Genomic DNA, 14,887 nt, shown 5'->3' on the forward strand with positions numbered 1-14,887 from the left:
GTGTGGTCGAGAGCGCCCTCGGCCGCGGGTGAGGGTCGCCGACCGGGCACCGGGACTGGTGGCGGGTGCGAGCGTGAAGCCCAGGTGGCTGACGGCCCTCGCAGCGTCGTCAAGTGGCGTGGCGCGCTCGGGCGCAGAAGTGGTCACGACTGACCTGGTGTGCGGACGCGGGATGATGGCTCCCCGCTGCGTTGCCCGGCCAGCATCCGGGCGAGCGTGACCGACTCCAGCAGCGCGTCGACGACGGCCCGCCCGAGGTCCTGGGCTCCGCCCGAGGTGATCTCCAGGTAGCCGTTGATGGCTTGCTCGGCGACGGCGTTGAGGTCGTCGCGGTACTCGGCCAGTTCCTCCGGCTGGGTGGCGGCGACGTGGTCGGCGGTGCGTACGACCTGCTCCAGGAAGGCGAACGAGTCGCGGACACTGTCAGGGCCGTGCTCGACGAGCGGGCCGCGCAGGGTCCCGAACCCGGCGAGTGCCCGGCGGGCCAGGTCGACCTCGTCGCGGGTGGGGATCCGGTCGACCGGGGCGCTCCCCTGAAGGGGGCACGGACCCTGCCGGGCCCCGCAAAGGGTGCAGAACGAGTGCATCGCGCCGCACGGCTCGGGGCAGACTGACCGGTCGAAGCGGCCGGTGTCGCAGGCGTGCCCGGTCAGGGTCTCCACGAACCCGTGACATGAGCAGAGGACGCAGGTCTGCCCGTAGTGGTCCTTGAACGGGTGTCGGCACTCGTCGCGGGCGCAGGTGTGCTCACTGGCCATCGCAGGACTGCCTCACGTTGACGTGGTCCTGCTGTGGGTCGTGACCGGCGGGCAGCCCGCACCGGTAGCCGTACTCGGCGTAGGCGGTGCAAGCGCCGTGGCAGGCCGGGCAGATGTCGGCGCCGGGAGTGATGTCCCATCCCTGGCCGGTGGCCATGCGGCGCAGCCCGGCGTAGGCCTGCTCGGTGGTGTCCGCGACGACGTCGGCCTCGATGGTGGTGCCACAGCCGCGGTCGCAGAACAGGCCCACGAACCGGGTGCTCGGCGCATCGGCTTCGGCGCATCCGGTCGGGACGGCCAGTGGGTCCGGTGAGGCGACGCTGGTCCGGCGGGTTGCCGCAGCGTCGTTCAGGAAGCCTGCGGCGTCCGCGGCGCTGCTCCACGCGTGCTCGCTGCGGTCCTCGCTTTCGGTGTCGTATAGGCGTCCGGTGATGGTCTCGTCGGCGCCGATGACCAGGCTCAGCACGAGCCCGCGCTCGACCCACTCCGCGAGGACCCGACCGTCCTTGGCCGGGTAGGTCTCGACCCGGGCCTGCACCGGCAGGGGCAGGTGGCCGAGGAAGGCGCGCGCGGTGCGCAGCGCGTCCTGGTCGGGCCGGGCCATGCCGGGGTGCCAGCCCTCGGCCAGGGCGGCCATCTCGGTGAGACGCTCGTCGTGGATGGACGCGAGCGGGAACGCGCCCCTGGTGGCGGGGATCATGCGGCTTCTCCGAAGTGGTCGATGAGGCACTCGGCGACCTCGTGCGGCTCGGTCCAGGTGAACTCGGTCTCCGCCTCCGGATGGTCGGCGTCGAGCAGGGCGGCCTCGATGTGGCCGTCGGGGAAGACGTCGGCGATCAGCGCCTTGGGCACCGCCACGTGCTCCAGGGTGATCCCGCCCTCCTCGGTGGGGGCGAGGAGGATCTGGTCCTGGGCAGCGGGCGGCAGGTAGGACAGCACGGCGGTGGCGACCGCGGCCGCCTCGGGGGTGACCGGGGCGCCTTCTCCGTCGAGCCACCCGCTCTCCAGCGTGACCAGGTGGGCGAGTCGTTCGACGCGCGACTCGGTGATGTCGTAGGGGCCGACGGAGTCGGTCAAGACGCCGGTCACCGGTAGGTCACCTCGCTCAGGAGCGCCTCGGTCTCGGTGCGCTGGTGGCGCCATCCGAGGAGGTTCCCGACCCGGGGCAGGTGGCCGGTGGGGACGCGGACGAGAGCCTCGCCGTCCTCGAAGAAGAGGTCCTCGGTCTGCCGGTTCGCAGCCCACGGGGTGGCCTGGTGCTCGAACGGCGACCAGTGCCGGGGGCGGGCGCTGAGCAGCCGCTCGACCAGGGACAGGTCCTTGACGAGGTCGACCTTCGCCTCCTCGACGACCTGGCCGTCGGGGCCGATCACTGGGTTGGTCAGGTAGGAGGTGCGGGCGCACCGGGCGGCGGAGATCTTCGCCAGCGTCTTCTCCACCCCCACCTTGTGGGCCGAGCGGGCCACCGGGTCGTCGGCGACCTTCTTCGCGGCGCGGAACCGGACCTCGTCGCGGTCCCGGTCGGAGACGTAGGGCAGGTGCCACTGGCCGGGCTCCAGCAGCGTCGGCGTGGAGGCGTCGCGCGCCTCGCGCATGAGCCGGGCCACGGCGGCGATCTCGGGCTGGGCGTCAGCGTGGTCGCGCAGGTCGAGGAAGTTGTCCCAGGCGGTCGCGGTCTGCACGACGCGGATGAACTCGAACGGCTCCAGCAGCCGGTTCGTCACCGACTTGTGCAGGCCGAGTTCGCGCAGGTCCAGGGCGGTCTTGATCGCCGTCTCCATGGTCTGGCGCCACTTGTGCCGGGCGAGGGTTGTCTCCTCGACGGTGAGCGGGTCCCCGCCCTGCATGCCGGGCTTCTCGGCGGCCCAGCGCAGCGGATAGGCCGGGTTGGCGCGGAGCATGTCGATCTTCTTGCTGACCGGGATGGCCCGGTTGGAGCCAGCGCACTTGCCGACGACCTTGTGGGTGTTGTTCTCCGACAGCACGAACCGGTGCATGACGGTCTCGAACGAGATCAGGCGCACGCCTTCGGCGCTGATCGAGTCGGCGAGCACGACGGCGGCCGGTCCCTCCAGCGGGGTGAAGGTGGCGGTGGCGCTCGGGGCGCTGGGGGCAGACATGGTGGCAGTCATGGGGTCCTCAACATCGTTCCGCCGCGTCCTGCGTGGGGCGGGTCCGCGAATCCCTATGCCGCCAGGGACCGCTCCGGCAGCACCGGCGCCGGGGGCGGCTCGACACCTCGCGCCTGGTACCCAGCAGACGCGCCGCGGCGGTAGGCGGCAGCGAGCGCCGCCACCACGGCCGGTGCCGCGTACATCAGGCCGACCGCAGCCAGGAACACGCGCATCGGGAGCGGCCCCGTCCAGGCGACTAGCGTCACTCCGCAGACAGCGGCGACCACCGCCCCCGAGACGCCGTTCGCGGCCGCATACCGGGCAGTGCTCCCGGTGCGTACCGGCGGCGGATTCATGCCGACCTCGCCGCGACGTCCGAAGCGACTCCGTGGCGGGCGAAGGCTGCGGCGACCACCGGGACGTCGTCGAGCCCGAGCGCGCGCAGCACCTGCACGGCCTCCTCACGTGCCCAGCCCCGGTCCCGAGCGGTTCTCGCCACCGCTCCTGCGGCCGAGTGCCTGGTCTCCGGCGCGGGCTCCACCAGCGGGCTGTTGAAGATCGAGGGCATCTCGAAACGGGTGCCGGACGGACGGACGCGGTCGCTCACGGGTGTCTCCTAGTGGCTTGCTCTCGACACTCCTGTGCCGGGGGCGGCGGTACCGGCGACGGTCGGCGACGAGGAGTCCTCGTCGGCGCGGACACGGGGCCGGTCCTGGTCGGGGGCGATCCGGACCCGGATCGGCTCCTCGCCGAGGGCGGCGTCGGCGGCGTCGGTGGCCGAGCGCATCTTGCGCAGGGTGGAGACCATCAGCCCGGTGTCGATGCTGACTGTGCCGGGCAGCCCGGTGGTGTCGGGCCGCGCGTTGTCGCCGTCCGGGATCGCGAACGGGTCGGCGCCGGTGGCCTGTTGGAAGCGGAGCCGCAGCCAGCCGATCGCCGGGTTGAGGTGGTGGTGCACGTCGCCGCGCATCGTCTCGGCGTCCGCGCGGCCCGCGGCCAGTCCTGCCAGGTGGGCGTCGGAGACGATCTGGTCGAGCAGCCCGGAGTCGACCAGCGCGTCGAGGATGGCGTCGGTGGGGGCGTCGTCGGGTTCCCGCGGGGCGGCGTCCCGGACCTCGGCGATTACGCGCCACGCCTTGTCGCGGTAGCGGGCCAGCGTCTCGTCGGGGAGTCTCATCGTGTCGCTTCCTTCATCATCTGCTGCATCGTCTCGGACCGCGACGGCATCTCCACCCCGCGCAGCATCAGGCCGACGCCCCAGGACGGGGACCTGTCGACCATGAACGCGAGGTTCATCCATAGCACCGGGTCGCACTCGCGTTCGCCGGTGGCGAGGTCGGACAGGAGCAGGACGGTCCGGTCGTCGGCGACGATCGGGTCCAGGCCGGGCAGGCCCAGGTGCTCGTTCGGGCCGAGCAGGTCGAACGAGTCGTTCTCGCGGGCGATCGAGCGTGCCTTCTGGAGGGCGGCGAGCAGGTGGTTGAACGCTTCGGGGCTTCGGGTGAGGGTCGTCGTCATGCGCGGGAGGTGTGCGGCTGCGGCCGGGGCGCTCCCCGGTGTCCTCGACGAGCGGGTCAGGGGACGAACGGGAGCACGATCCGCGGGCCGCCGACCTGGTACGGGTTGGCATAGACGGTGTGGTGGGGACTGGTCCCGTGCTCGAACCCCCGGTCCCAGGCACCCTCGGCCGCGGCGCGGATCGCTTCGACGATGACGGGGTGGGACAGGTCGACCAGGGGCATCTGGGCGGCCATCGGGCTGAGGTCGGGCTTCTCGGCGGCTGCGGCGCTCATGGCCGGGTCCGGGCCAGGCGCCGGACGGTGGCGGCGGCCTCGTGGTAGCCGACGGCCATGCCGCGGTCGGCGCTGGCTGTCGCGATCCGCGACAACCTCTGGTGCAGGTCTGCCTGCTGCTCGAACTCCTGGGTCAGCGTCGCGGCGAACTCGTCGATGGCTGCACGCACAGCCTGCGCGGTGCCGGGGACGTGACCGGTGCGGACGTCGTTGTCGGCTTGTGTGGTCATGCCTTCCAGGTGTGCGGCGTCCCGCCGGATGTTCACCGCCGGGACCCGGCGAGCGGCTCGCTCAGCCGAGGTACCCCTGCCCAAGGCAGTCGGTGCAGGGCTCGCCGAAGAAGCCGCCGTGGCCCTTGCATGTCCCGCACACGGTCCGGCCGCCGCGGGTGGTGTCTTCCTGCTGGCGCAGGTAGGCGACGAACTCGGCGTTGAACAGCACGTAGTCGCTGCGGGCCTGCCGCATCCGGGCGACCGCGTCGTCGCAGGACCAGCCCATCTTCATCATCGCCAGCCCGGCGACCAGGCCGGAGCGGTTCATGCCCGCCTGGCAGCGCACCAGCACCCGGTCCCCGCGCTGGACGGCGGCGACCACCTCGTCGGCGAGCCGGTGCAGGTGTGGATGGTCCTGCTCCGACAGTGGGCCGTCGATCATCGTGTGCGTGTGGTGCGGGATGTGCTCGTCGGGTCCGTAGCCCTCGCGGGTGTAGAGGGAGACCACGACGTCGAACTGGTCGGTCACCCGGCAGTCTCCGTTGCCCGGCTGGCAGTCGTGCCCGCCCAGGTGGAGCCCCGGCGTGACCTCGTCCCACGGTCGTTCGCAGAACGGCACGTTCGACACCTTGCCTCGGCCGAAGCACTCCGCGCATGTCGCCTGCCGGGCACGGACGCCACGGCACGCCGGGCACACCACGCCAGGTCCGTTGGTGTTGTGGGCGACGACCTTGCCGTTGGGCAGGGTGACGGTGTGGATGCCCAGGTGCGCGAGTTCATGTTCACCGTGCTCGGCCTGAGCGGCCTCCAGGTCCAGCACGAAGTCGGCCTCGGGGTGTGCCTGGGCGGCGAACTGTCCCCCGGCGGGCACTCCGCGCGGCACCCGGGTCTCAGTCATCGAAGTCCCCCTCCTCGTCCCAGGACGCGTCCTCGTCGGCACGCTCCTGGCAGTAGTCGCACAGCCCGATGTCCGGGTTCTCCATCTGGCCCCCGCACTCGGGGCAAGACGGGTCACACACCTCGTCCGTCTTGTGCGGCTCCTGCACGTGCCCGCAGTTCGGGCAGGCGCCGTGCTCGTCAACCCACTGACGGTCCAGCCCCGGTTCCGTTGCTGCGGACAGCGATTGAAGGCTCTCACCGCGCACCGACATGCTGAACTGGCCGCCCGCGGGGACCCCGCGCGGGATGCGCTCCACCCGGCTCAGTCCCGGTCCTCGGTCGCGACGACCTCGGCGGCGGGGTCGAAGCCTCCGTCGGCGCGGTCGAAGTAGGGAGTCGGCATCATCCCGTCGCTCATCTTCACCGTGGCGGGGACCCGGACCTGGCCCATCCGGTAGCCCTTCTTGGCGTAGTAGGCGTTGCGCTTCTCGGCGGTGGAAGCCGAGGAGAAGTTCACGAATCCGAGGAACGCCCCGGTCGGGTTGACGGGGTCCAGCAGCGCGAACGCGCGGCCGTAGCGGGTGTCGATGATCTTGGCGGGCACGAGGTGGCCGTCGGCGTCGAGGAGCGCGGGGAACTCGGCCTTGCCTCCCTGCTCGGCCAGGGTCGCGCAGGCGTCGTACTTGCGGGCCATCGTGTCGCTCGCCCACTGGGACAGGTAGCCGTCGGTGTCGGAGCGCTCGAAGGACTCGGCGGATCGGCGGCGTGACTCGGTGGCGGCCTCGCGCCACTGCTCGGCGGTCTTCCCGCCGTAGGTGCCCGTCGGCTCCGTGTCCTGCTCCGTGTCCTGCTGGCGGGTCTGGTCGCGCAGCCTTTCGGCCGCGTCGGCGGCAGCGAATGCAGCGTCCTCGAAGGTCCGTTGGTCTCCGCCCTGGTCGCCGTAGCCGAAGAACACCCTCATGTCGCCGTGCTCGACGTGGAACTCGCCTTCGGGAGAGTCGGCGTGGTGCACGTGGGCGATCACGATCTCGGGGTCCTCGGACACGGTGAGGGTCTGGCCGTTGCCGAGCGCCATCACCCGGAAGCCGGTCATCCCGTGCACGGGGCAGTCCATCTCGGGGCCCTCGGTGGTGCCAGGGTTGAAGTCGCAGCGGCAGCCTCGTGCCCGCGCCTCGTCGGCGGAGACCGGCTCGACCAGTCTCACGTCGGACTCGGCGTTCTCGGTTGCCGCGAACTGGCCGCCGGTGGGGACACCCCGCGGCTGGCGGTTGCGGTGGTCGGTCACGGCTCAGCGCTCCGGGGCGGGGTCGGTGCGGATCAGGCTGTTGAGCCGCGCTTCGAGGTCGGTGCAGGAGTCGTTGCCGTTGACCGCGTCGGAGGCGTAGGTCGAGGCCACGTCGACGGTCAGGTCGACCAACTCGTCGGCGGCGAGGGCCTGGTCGATCTCGTGCTCGCTCACGCCGCTGGCGACCAGGAACCGGCGCGCCTGCTCGGCGTCGAGGCTGGTCGCCCAGCGGTCGGAGGTTTCGTGCAGGTCGTCATAGGGGTCACCGGGCTGGCCAGAGAGTCCCTGCTCGGCGACCCAGGCCCGGACCTTGTCGACCGAGATCCGGTCGTCGCGACCGTCGGCGAGGAACACGTCGAGGTCGGTGCTGTCGCTGTCGCTGTGACCGGCCGGGATCGCGCCGTTCTCACCGCTCAGGTCGTCGAACTCCTCACCGTCGGCGTCGTAGACGGTGCCCAGGTCGATGTCGTAGGTACCGTCGCCGTTGGGCTCCTCGGGCCAGGTGACCAGATCCACGGTGGCCCCGGGCGGAAGGTCGGCGTCGGCGATCCACTGGGCGACCTCGACCTGGTGGGCGCGTTCGCGGGCGGCCCGGTAGGCCGTCTCGGTCTCACCCAGCGCCTGTCGTGCTGCTCCGCGGGCGTCGGCGAGGGTCACCACGGACTCCTGCCGGGTCGAGGTGGCGAACTGGCCACCGGTGGGGACGCCTGCGGGCTGTCGGTTGATGTTCGTGGTCATGAGGTTCACTCCGTCACGTCGTCGTAGTAGATCTCGATGTGCAGGTCGGGGTCGCCGAGGCCGTCGACGAGGCGGGTGCCCTTGGTTCCGGCTCCGGCGCGGTCGGTGGTGCGCACCGGCGATCCGGCGTGGACGAAGCCGTCGAGGTCCTCCTCGAAGTCCTCCAGCGCGATACCGAGGTCGTCGGAGCGGGACTTGGTGGTGTCGGTGGAGAGGACGAAGGAGTAGGGCGAGTCCCGCTCGGGGTCGGGGAGCCGCTCCCCGCGGACGGTGGCGGCGTACCGGTAGCCGATCAACTGCGCCATCTGGCGCATCTCGTCGTCGGTGAGCGGCCGGTTCGCCTCGAACCGCATCGCGTAGGGGGTTCCCGGGTAGACGCCATCGCGACGTCGGTGGAACGTGCCGCGGCCGGGCACATCGACCGTGTCGAAGCCGCGCGGTGTCGGCGGGACCGAGCCGTGGCCGTGGCAGACGCCGCACTCGCCGAGGGTCTGCCCGTCGTAGGTGGAGGCGAAGCCGGACTGGCCGCAGGCGCGGCAGCCGATCCAGTCGGCCGGGACGTCGGTGGTGACCTCGGGTGCGACGCCGTTGTTGAAGTCGTCGAGTTCGGCGCGGCGCTCGTTGGTGAGGCCCCACGGGTCGGTCGGTGCGACTTGCCGGGGCTCCAAGTCGATCGAGTCGGCGCGGCGCTGGAGGAGGGTCTGCGCCTGGCCGAGGAGCGCGTCGGTCATCTCCCCGGCGTCGTCGACCGCGACCTGCATCGTGTAGTAGCCCGACCCGATCGGGTATCCGGAGATCTCGTCACGCAGGTCGTCGCGCCACTCGTGGAGGGAGGCGGCGGCCTCCCGGAGACCCTGCTTGCGTCCCTCGGCGTACGCCTTCGCGCGGATGCTCGCGACCGACTCGGCGAGCGCACCCCAGTCGTCGGACTCGGTCAGGCTCACCTGGGACTCGCTGTGGGCGTTCGCGGCGAACTGGCCGCCGGTGGGCACGCCCTTGGCGACACGGTGCTGCTGTGTGGTCATGCCTACCGGGTGCGCGGCGACGGCGCGTTGCGCTCGGGTCGCTCACGAGAGCACGGGGAAGGACCGGCCGCACCCGAGAGCGCTTCGGATGCGGCCGGTGTTGGCCCAGAGCGGGGCCAGTCAGGGGTGACCGATCAAGCGGTCAGCAGGATGGGCTCGCTGTCGTTGAGGATGGTGCTGGCCAACTGGGCCAGCCGGGCCTGGACCTGTACCGGGCTGTTGCCCAGCGGCGCCCCGGGGTGCCCGGCCGCGCGGATCAGCAGGGTGTTCAGCCGGGTCCGGGCGATCGTGTGGCCGGTGATCGCTGCGCTGCGCGAGTCGACCGACATGGTGGCGTACTGGCTCACGGCCTCGTACTGGGAGGCGATGTAGGAGTCGACCAGGGCGGAGGACAGTTCCCGCCACCGGGCGTCGCGGCGGGTGCCCGTGGCGACCTGGCCGACGACGGTCTTGAACTTCGCCAGGGCCTTCTTGGCGGGGCGCGGCATAGGTGAGACAGCGGCCAGGGCCAGGGCGTGTGCGGTGTCGGCGCCCATCGCCGAGAGCCGCTCGGCGGACTCCTCGGTCTGGTCGTCCCACAGCATCAGCACGCGCTCGTCGATGCTCGGGTCGACGGCTGCGGCGTCGGTGCCGTGTACCAGTGCGCGCCATGAGCGCAGCGACCGCAGCGCGAGGGTCTCGTCGGCGATCAGGGACGCGGTGAGGATGTCGCGGTCGACCATCGCGTCGGGACGGATCGCGGGGACCAGGTCGAAGACCTCGGCCAGGTAGCGGGCGGCGACGAACATCCGGTCGGTCCCGCGGGCGCCCCGCACCGCGGAGGTGAAGTCCTCCACCGCTTCCTCGATGGCCGTCGAGTCGTCGACGTCGTAGGTGATCAGCGCGGAGTTCGCGGCTGCGGAGAACTCGTGCCCGGCCGGGTCCATCGGGATCCCGAGCCGGTTCTCGGCGCGGCGGATCTTGCGGGTCTCCGAGGCGACCGCGGCGCTGGCCAACTGTCGCGCCCAGCCGCACGCGGACTTCCCTCGGCCCTGCTCCAGGCTGTAGCCGTTCTCACCGGGCGTGATCACCTTCTGCATCAGCAGGTGCGCCAGCCGCTCGGCGAGTTCGGCCTTGTCCTGCTTGGACAGTCCGGTGGTGGATCGGGCAGCGACCTGGTCGTGGATGCCGGTGGCGAACAGGTGCCCCGCGATCGCTCGGCGGGCCTGGTTCTCGTCGAGGGAGCCGGAGAAGACGGCGTCGACCAGGTCGTTGATCGTGGCGTCCACGACGACGGTGGACTGATCGTGGATGGAGGGTGCGCTCTGGGTCATGACCCGTAGGTGTGCGGCACCTGTGCGGAACGTCCCCGTTTGGCCGAGAAAATCTTCGCCGGGCAGCCGTCGACGGGCCCCGGTCATCCGGGGCCGCCATCCGCAGTGATCGGCCACGGCACAGGCCCTCCCCCAGCACCTCCCGGGGACTGTCGCGGGACGAGAAAAGGCACCCCGTTCCGCCCTGCGCAAGGGAACGGAACGGGGTGCCGACGAGATCGGACAGCGGGGTCAGACCGACAGGCTCGGGGCCCGTCAGAACACCTGGTCCACCACCGCGCCACCAGCGTCCGGTCTCGTGTCTGTGTGGGCCTGGACCGCTGCGGCAGCCAACTGCGCTGCTCGGGCGGCCTGGGCCTCCTGTCGACGGCGGATGTCCTCGGGGTTGGTCGACGCCAGCCGGAGGAACTCCTCGCCGAGGGTCATCTCCACCGGGATCGCCCGGCCCGCCAGGTCGGCGTAGATCGCGATCGAGCCGCGCAGCACCCGGCCGGTCTGCGGGTCACGCAGCGCCCTCATCGAGTGCCAGTTGGGGGCGACCGAACCGGCCGACGCGCCCATCGTGGCCTTCGCGGTGATCCGCCCCATCCGCCCCGGGGTCGCCTCCAACTTGAACAGGTCGCAGGCGGCACGCGCCTCGTCGGCGTCCTCGATCGGAAGGATCAGGCCCCGGGAGATGTAGCCGGACAGGCCCGCGTTGACCGCGTCGGTGACCCGCTGGGTGAACAGCATCGGCAGCACCTCCTGGGAGCGGGCGAGACGACCCAGCCGCTCCACCTCGGCGCGACCGGCACCGAGGAACACCCACGCCTCGTCGAGCATGACCGCTCCCCCGCGCCCGGTCAGCGCCATCGCGGAGCCGAACACCATCATCCGGACCAGGGCGAGCGCGATCCGCTGGCTGATCGAGGCCGGGGCGGCGCCCGGCTCGGGCAGGTCGAGGAAGGCGTTGCCGACCTTGATCAGGGTGATCCCCTCCGCGGCACGCAGCCCGGTGGTCCCCGGGGTGACGCCGACGCAGGCACGGAACATCGGCGAGGAGTCGGCGAGGTCCCGGATCCGCTTGATCATGTCCGGCGGCAGCGTCGGCAGGTCCCGCTCGGCGATGGCGAGCGCCTCACCGATGCACGTCGCACCCTGGGCGGCGCCGTGGTGCAGCGCGTGGGTCAGCGGCACCTCCATGTCGTCCTTGCGGTTGCCCCACGGGTTGATGCTCATGAGCATCGAGGCGGCCAGTTCCACACCCACATCCCGCGTGGCCGAGAACCGCAGCGGGTCGAAGATGCCGTCGGCGGAGGTCAGCGAGTCCAGCGAGGCGACCTGGCCGCCCGCGGCGAGCACGACCTCGTCGTGGGACGACCCCGTCTTGGGGTCGATGATGATGGCCGGGCGTCCCATCCTGGTGAACTGATCGGCGGCGTTGAGCAGCACCATCGTCTTCCCACTTCCGGTCGCACCCGCAACGAGCGCGATCGGGAGCCCGTCGGCGGTCGAGGCGGCGGTCGGTGAGAGGTAGACCGGCTGCCGGTCCCGCTCGGTGAACCCGAGCAGCGCGCCCTCGCTGTCGCCGACGTTGTTCAGGCTCGGCAGCCCCGAGCACGCCACGGTTTGCGCCGGAAGGTCGTGCAGGTTCGGGTTCTGCCGCAGCGGGCTGCACAGCATCATCTCGTCCATCCCGCCGTTCTGGCGGTAGGTCATCAGCGCCAACTTCGCCGGGCTAGAGGGGTGCACGACCTGGTTGATGTCGCCGACCTGGCCGTCGAAGCCGACGATGACCGAGGCACCGGCGAGCGTGGGCGGGACGTTCTTGCCCGCGTACATGTTCTCCACGCCCGAGAGCATGGCGAGCATCTCCTCCTGCTCCGCGCGCTGCATCTTGCCGTTCTCGTACCGCTCGTTGATGTCGTCGATGAACCGCTTGCGCTGGCGACGCAGTTCCTCGCGGGTCACCGCCGAGGGTTCGACGTTGCCGCGGATCGAGATCGCCATCGCTCCGGCAGCGACGAGGTCGGAGACCCACGCGGCCTGTCCGGAGGTCGGGTCGACGAAGTCGAGTTCGAGGTCCTGGACGGAGGCGAAGGTGATCGCATGCTGGCCGGGCACCCCGACCTCGGGCCAGGTGTGGCAGGCGTCCACACCGGCCCTGTCGGCGATGCGCACCGACTCGGCCGAATCGAAGACGTGCAGGTGGTCGGCGTGGACCAGCATCGGGGTGTCGGGGTAGTCGCCGTGGTTCCACCAGCCGTTGGCCAGCCGGATTTCCTCCGGCGTGGGCTCGACCAGGCCCGCTCGGGACAGGGCCGCGTCGACGGCTGCGAAGTCGGCGTCGAAGTCGCTCAGCGGGGTCTGGCCGGACACGATGGTCTCCACCACCGAGTCGACCGCGGCACGCCAGCCACCGGTGCCGCCGACCTTGTCGACGAGCCGGACCCCGAACAGCAGCAGCCGCCGGTCGATCGCGACGCCGCCGAACTGGCCGCGCAGGTACTCGGCGTTGGGGTGGGACCGGTCGGGGGCGAAGAACTGCGGAACGTTGACCAGCAGCGTGTGCGTCTGCCGGTAGGAGCCCTTGGCCATCGCCCGCCGCTTGACAGTCACGGTGGCCATCGCGGCCAGTTCCTCGTACGCGGCCAGCAGCGGCTCGGCGGCGTTGAGCGCGTCGGAGGGGCTCTTGGCGTCGGTCACCGGGGACATGGGGACCTTGCGGTAGACCCACACCGACCCGTCGGTGCCCATCAGGCGGCCGTCGCGCAGCCGGGAACGGAGGGTGGTCGGCCAGGCCGGGGACTCGGTCGTCTCGATCACTGGTCGCCCTCCTCGTCGGTCTCGGCGGTCACCGGGGCGGTGCCCCCGGTCTTCGGCTGGGCGTCCCGGTCGGCCTTCTTCTGCTTCCCGGGCTTGGCCGCAGGGTCGGTCTGGCTCGGCTCGGCGGGCTCCGCGCTCTCCGGTGTCGCGCTCGGTGCAGGGGCGGGCTCGCTCATCGCGTCCTCCCCCACCTCCGGGGCAGCCGACGGGTCGACGACGGTCGGCGTGGTCACCTCGACACCGGTCACGGCGTTGGCGTAGGGGTCCAGGGCGGGCCCGGTACCCGAGCCACCCCAGGCGACCACCCGCGGCGCGGCGGTGTCGGCGGCGGTGACGAGCAGGTCGTAGGAGACCTCAGCGGTCTCGTAGCGGCCCAGCGAGTCGGCCTTGGCGCCGTCCCAGTAGACGTCCGCGGTCACGTTCAGCACGACCTGTTCGGGCATCAGGGTGCGCCGGTCCTCGGCCGAGGCGTCTTCGGGCCACAGCGCGGCGGCCTGGTTGATCTTCACGCCGGTGAACGTGGCGCCGACGAGTGGGATGTAGGAGTGCTCCCCGTCGGGGTCGCCGACGGCCAGGCGCAGCGCGTCGGGGTCGCCGGAGGTGTAGGCCTGGGCCCACGCCCATACCGCGTTCTCGATGTCTTCGGTGGTCTGCGTCGCCTCGACGTCAGGCCAGAGGAAGGCGTCCCACTTGTCGTTCTCGGGCAGCCGCGGCATCAGGGTCGGCTGGCCAAGCACGACGACGCCCTCGTTGTCGGAGACACCCAGCGCGATCGTGGTGTCGAACAGGTTGCCGCCGGGCTCGGCCACGGTGAGGCGGTGCGTCTCGACGTCATAGGAGCCGTCCGGAGCGGAGGTGGTCTCTGCCGACTCCCAGCCGAGCAAGATGCCGCCGGGAAGCGGCGCCGGGTCGGTCGCGAGCCAGGTGCGGACGGCGTAGATCGCCCGGGAGCGGGTCTCGGTGTATCGGTCGGCGGACACGACCGTGCCCTCGTCGCTGGTTCCGGCGCTGGCCATCGCGACGAACGTCGAGAGCATCGCCAGCGGGGCCAGGAACACGGTCGCCCACACGATGCGGCGGTACCGCTTGGCTCGCTTGGTGAGCCGGTGCGCGTCGGGCAGGCCAGCGCGGGGTACCTCCTCGGCCTCGTCCCACCACGTCGAAGGGCTGTTCTTCCGGTTGCCGGGGCGTTGCGCCGCCCTGGTCTTGGTGCGCTTCATGGTTGTCCTTACTCCGTGGCCGCCTGGGGCTGCGGCCGACGCGTCGGGGAGGGTGTTCGGCTCGTCCGGTGCGTCTTGGTCAGTTCTTGCGCAGCAGCGCGCGGACCGACTCCAGGTCGGCCTTCTTGTCCTCGTCGAGCGCGAACACCGCCTTGGCGACGGCGATGGCGGCCTTGACGTTCGCCGACGGCATCGCGCCGGAGGATCCGGCACCGAGCGCGGCGAGCAGGTTCCAGACCGCCTTGATCCGGTCGCGGCCCATCTCGGCGGCGATCACGCCAGCCTCCATCGGGTCGGCCTCGGCGATGGTCGTCAGGTCGCTGATCGGGGCCGTCGCGCTGCGTGGCGCGGACATGATGGCGGTGGTCAGGTCGGCCAGACCGGTGCCGCAGCCCAGCAGGTGGGCGGCCAAGCCGGTGATCGTCTCCTCGGTCTCGGTGACCTCCTGCGCCTTGACCGCGATCCTGCGGATCGCGCCTCGGTCCAGGCCACGCTTGGCCGGGGCGGACTGCTTGGTGCCGGTGGCGGCGCCGTCCTCACGGTCGATGTGCTGGTTGTTCTCCGCGCCGGTGTCGTCGAGGTCGTGGTCGGCAGCGGAGTCCCCGTCGAGCGCGTGCGGAACAGGGTCCGCCTCGTCGCCGTCGCGGGGCAGGTCGGGGGCCGACGGCGCGAACGTCGTCTCGCTCATCTGGTGCTCATCTCCTGGCTGGTGGCCTTCAGGGTGTTCTGCAAGGTGACATGCGTA

19 protein-coding genes are annotated in these 14,887 nt (G+C 71.5%); all 19 read right to left on the bottom strand.

Annotation, left to right across the window (positions count from 1 at the left end; genetic code table 11):
* Positions 1 to 143: 143 nt before the first annotated feature.
* The 19 genes from ACYVIH_RS05410 to ACYVIH_RS05500 all read right to left on the bottom strand — a co-directional run bounded on the left by ACYVIH_RS05410 (position 144) and on the right by ACYVIH_RS05500 (position 14,830).
* Positions 144 to 758, bottom strand: a complete 615-nt coding sequence (locus tag ACYVIH_RS05410) for a hypothetical protein (RefSeq protein ID WP_460866836.1) — start codon at positions 756 to 758, stop codon at positions 144 to 146.
* On the bottom strand, positions 748 to 1,458 hold the full coding sequence (locus tag ACYVIH_RS05415; protein WP_460866838.1) for a hypothetical protein: 711 nt from the start codon (positions 1,456 to 1,458) through the stop codon (positions 748 to 750). Before ACYVIH_RS05415 ends, ACYVIH_RS05410 begins: the two co-directional genes overlap by 11 nt.
* Positions 1,455 to 1,847, bottom strand: a complete 393-nt coding sequence (locus ACYVIH_RS05420) for a hypothetical protein (protein WP_460866841.1) — start codon at positions 1,845 to 1,847, stop codon at positions 1,455 to 1,457. Before ACYVIH_RS05420 ends, ACYVIH_RS05415 begins: the two co-directional genes overlap by 4 nt.
* Positions 1,844 to 2,890, bottom strand: a complete 1,047-nt coding sequence (locus ACYVIH_RS05425) for a hypothetical protein (protein ID WP_460866843.1) — start codon at positions 2,888 to 2,890, stop codon at positions 1,844 to 1,846. Before ACYVIH_RS05425 ends, ACYVIH_RS05420 begins: the two co-directional genes overlap by 4 nt.
* A gap of 53 nt (positions 2,891 to 2,943) precedes the next feature.
* Positions 2,944 to 3,105: a hypothetical protein gene (locus ACYVIH_RS05430; protein ID WP_460866845.1), complete on the bottom strand. Its 162-nt coding sequence runs from the start codon at positions 3,103 to 3,105 to the stop codon at positions 2,944 to 2,946.
* A gap of 119 nt (positions 3,106 to 3,224) precedes the next feature.
* On the bottom strand, positions 3,225 to 3,479 hold the full coding sequence (locus ACYVIH_RS05435; protein WP_460866847.1) for a hypothetical protein: 255 nt from the start codon (positions 3,477 to 3,479) through the stop codon (positions 3,225 to 3,227).
* 9 nt (positions 3,480 to 3,488) lie between these two features.
* Complete coding sequence (locus ACYVIH_RS05440) at positions 3,489 to 4,049, bottom strand: hypothetical protein (protein ID WP_460866850.1); 561 nt, start codon at positions 4,047 to 4,049, stop codon at positions 3,489 to 3,491.
* On the bottom strand, positions 4,046 to 4,390 hold the full coding sequence (locus ACYVIH_RS05445) for a hypothetical protein (RefSeq protein WP_460866852.1): 345 nt from the start codon (positions 4,388 to 4,390) through the stop codon (positions 4,046 to 4,048). Before ACYVIH_RS05445 ends, ACYVIH_RS05440 begins: the two co-directional genes overlap by 4 nt.
* Before the next feature lie 56 nt (positions 4,391 to 4,446).
* Positions 4,447 to 4,665, bottom strand: a complete 219-nt coding sequence (locus tag ACYVIH_RS05450) for a hypothetical protein (RefSeq protein ID WP_460866855.1) — start codon at positions 4,663 to 4,665, stop codon at positions 4,447 to 4,449.
* A complete protein-coding gene (locus tag ACYVIH_RS05455; RefSeq protein ID WP_460866858.1) occupies positions 4,662 to 4,895 on the bottom strand; it encodes a hypothetical protein in 234 nt (77 codons plus the stop codon). The genes ACYVIH_RS05450 and ACYVIH_RS05455 overlap by 4 nt, the downstream gene beginning before the upstream one ends.
* Before the next feature lie 61 nt (positions 4,896 to 4,956).
* Entirely contained in the window at positions 4,957 to 5,775 is an 819-nt protein-coding gene (locus tag ACYVIH_RS05460; RefSeq protein ID WP_460866861.1) for a protein-tyrosine phosphatase family protein, read from the bottom strand.
* Positions 5,768 to 6,073, bottom strand: coding sequence for a hypothetical protein (locus tag ACYVIH_RS05465; RefSeq protein ID WP_460866865.1), 306 nt, complete (start codon positions 6,071 to 6,073; stop codon positions 5,768 to 5,770). Before ACYVIH_RS05465 ends, ACYVIH_RS05460 begins: the two co-directional genes overlap by 8 nt.
* Before the next feature lie 5 nt (positions 6,074 to 6,078).
* A complete protein-coding gene (locus ACYVIH_RS05470) occupies positions 6,079 to 7,041 on the bottom strand; it encodes a hypothetical protein (protein ID WP_460866867.1) in 963 nt (320 codons plus the stop codon).
* A gap of 3 nt (positions 7,042 to 7,044) precedes the next feature.
* Positions 7,045 to 7,779, bottom strand: coding sequence for a hypothetical protein (locus ACYVIH_RS05475; RefSeq protein WP_460866869.1), 735 nt, complete (start codon positions 7,777 to 7,779; stop codon positions 7,045 to 7,047).
* A 5-nt stretch (positions 7,780 to 7,784) separates the two neighbouring features.
* On the bottom strand, positions 7,785 to 8,804 hold the full coding sequence (locus ACYVIH_RS05480) for a hypothetical protein (protein WP_460866871.1): 1,020 nt from the start codon (positions 8,802 to 8,804) through the stop codon (positions 7,785 to 7,787).
* Between the two features lie 134 nt (positions 8,805 to 8,938).
* Complete coding sequence (locus ACYVIH_RS05485) at positions 8,939 to 10,117, bottom strand: hypothetical protein (protein WP_460866873.1); 1,179 nt, start codon at positions 10,115 to 10,117, stop codon at positions 8,939 to 8,941.
* 255 nt (positions 10,118 to 10,372) lie between these two features.
* A complete protein-coding gene (locus tag ACYVIH_RS05490; protein WP_460866875.1) occupies positions 10,373 to 12,922 on the bottom strand; it encodes an ATP-binding protein in 2,550 nt (849 codons plus the stop codon).
* The gene (locus ACYVIH_RS05495; protein ID WP_460866877.1) at positions 12,919 to 14,142 is read right to left on the bottom strand and encodes a hypothetical protein; all 1,224 of its coding nucleotides are present in this window, start codon (positions 14,140 to 14,142) and stop codon (positions 12,919 to 12,921) included. Before ACYVIH_RS05495 ends, ACYVIH_RS05490 begins: the two co-directional genes overlap by 4 nt.
* Positions 14,143 to 14,221: 79 nt before the next feature.
* Positions 14,222 to 14,830, bottom strand: a complete 609-nt coding sequence (locus ACYVIH_RS05500) for a hypothetical protein (RefSeq protein ID WP_460866878.1) — start codon at positions 14,828 to 14,830, stop codon at positions 14,222 to 14,224.
* Positions 14,831 to 14,887 lie beyond the last annotated feature (57 nt).

This window comes from Nocardioides pakistanensis (genome assembly GCF_054781215.1).

Excerpts from the sequence above, each read along its gene's own strand:
- ACYVIH_RS05455 (WP_460866858.1), bottom strand. The coding sequence starts at position 4,895 with ATGACCACACAAGCCGACAACGACGTCCGCACCGGTCACGTCCCCGGC.
- ACYVIH_RS05410 (WP_460866836.1), bottom strand. The coding sequence starts at position 758 with ATGGCCAGTGAGCACACCTGCGCCCGCGACGAGTGCCGACACCCGTTC.
- ACYVIH_RS05475 (WP_460866869.1), bottom strand. The coding sequence starts at position 7,779 with ATGACCACGAACATCAACCGACAGCCCGCAGGCGTCCCCACCGGTGGC.
- ACYVIH_RS05500 (WP_460866878.1), bottom strand. The coding sequence starts at position 14,830 with ATGAGCGAGACGACGTTCGCGCCGTCGGCCCCCGACCTGCCCCGCGAC.
- ACYVIH_RS05450 (WP_460866855.1), bottom strand. The coding sequence starts at position 4,665 with ATGAGCGCCGCAGCCGCCGAGAAGCCCGACCTCAGCCCGATGGCCGCC.
- ACYVIH_RS05430 (WP_460866845.1), bottom strand. The coding sequence starts at position 3,105 with ATGCGCGTGTTCCTGGCTGCGGTCGGCCTGATGTACGCGGCACCGGCC.
- ACYVIH_RS05415 (WP_460866838.1), bottom strand. The coding sequence starts at position 1,458 with ATGATCCCCGCCACCAGGGGCGCGTTCCCGCTCGCGTCCATCCACGAC.
- ACYVIH_RS05495 (WP_460866877.1), bottom strand. The coding sequence starts at position 14,142 with ATGAAGCGCACCAAGACCAGGGCGGCGCAACGCCCCGGCAACCGGAAG.
- ACYVIH_RS05485 (WP_460866873.1), bottom strand. The coding sequence starts at position 10,117 with ATGACCCAGAGCGCACCCTCCATCCACGATCAGTCCACCGTCGTCGTG.
- ACYVIH_RS05425 (WP_460866843.1), bottom strand. The coding sequence starts at position 2,890 with ATGACTGCCACCATGTCTGCCCCCAGCGCCCCGAGCGCCACCGCCACC.
- ACYVIH_RS05445 (WP_460866852.1), bottom strand. The coding sequence starts at position 4,390 with ATGACGACGACCCTCACCCGAAGCCCCGAAGCGTTCAACCACCTGCTC.
- ACYVIH_RS05480 (WP_460866871.1), bottom strand. The coding sequence starts at position 8,804 with ATGACCACACAGCAGCACCGTGTCGCCAAGGGCGTGCCCACCGGCGGC.
- ACYVIH_RS05460 (WP_460866861.1), bottom strand. The coding sequence starts at position 5,775 with ATGACTGAGACCCGGGTGCCGCGCGGAGTGCCCGCCGGGGGACAGTTC.
- ACYVIH_RS05440 (WP_460866850.1), bottom strand. The coding sequence starts at position 4,049 with ATGAGACTCCCCGACGAGACGCTGGCCCGCTACCGCGACAAGGCGTGG.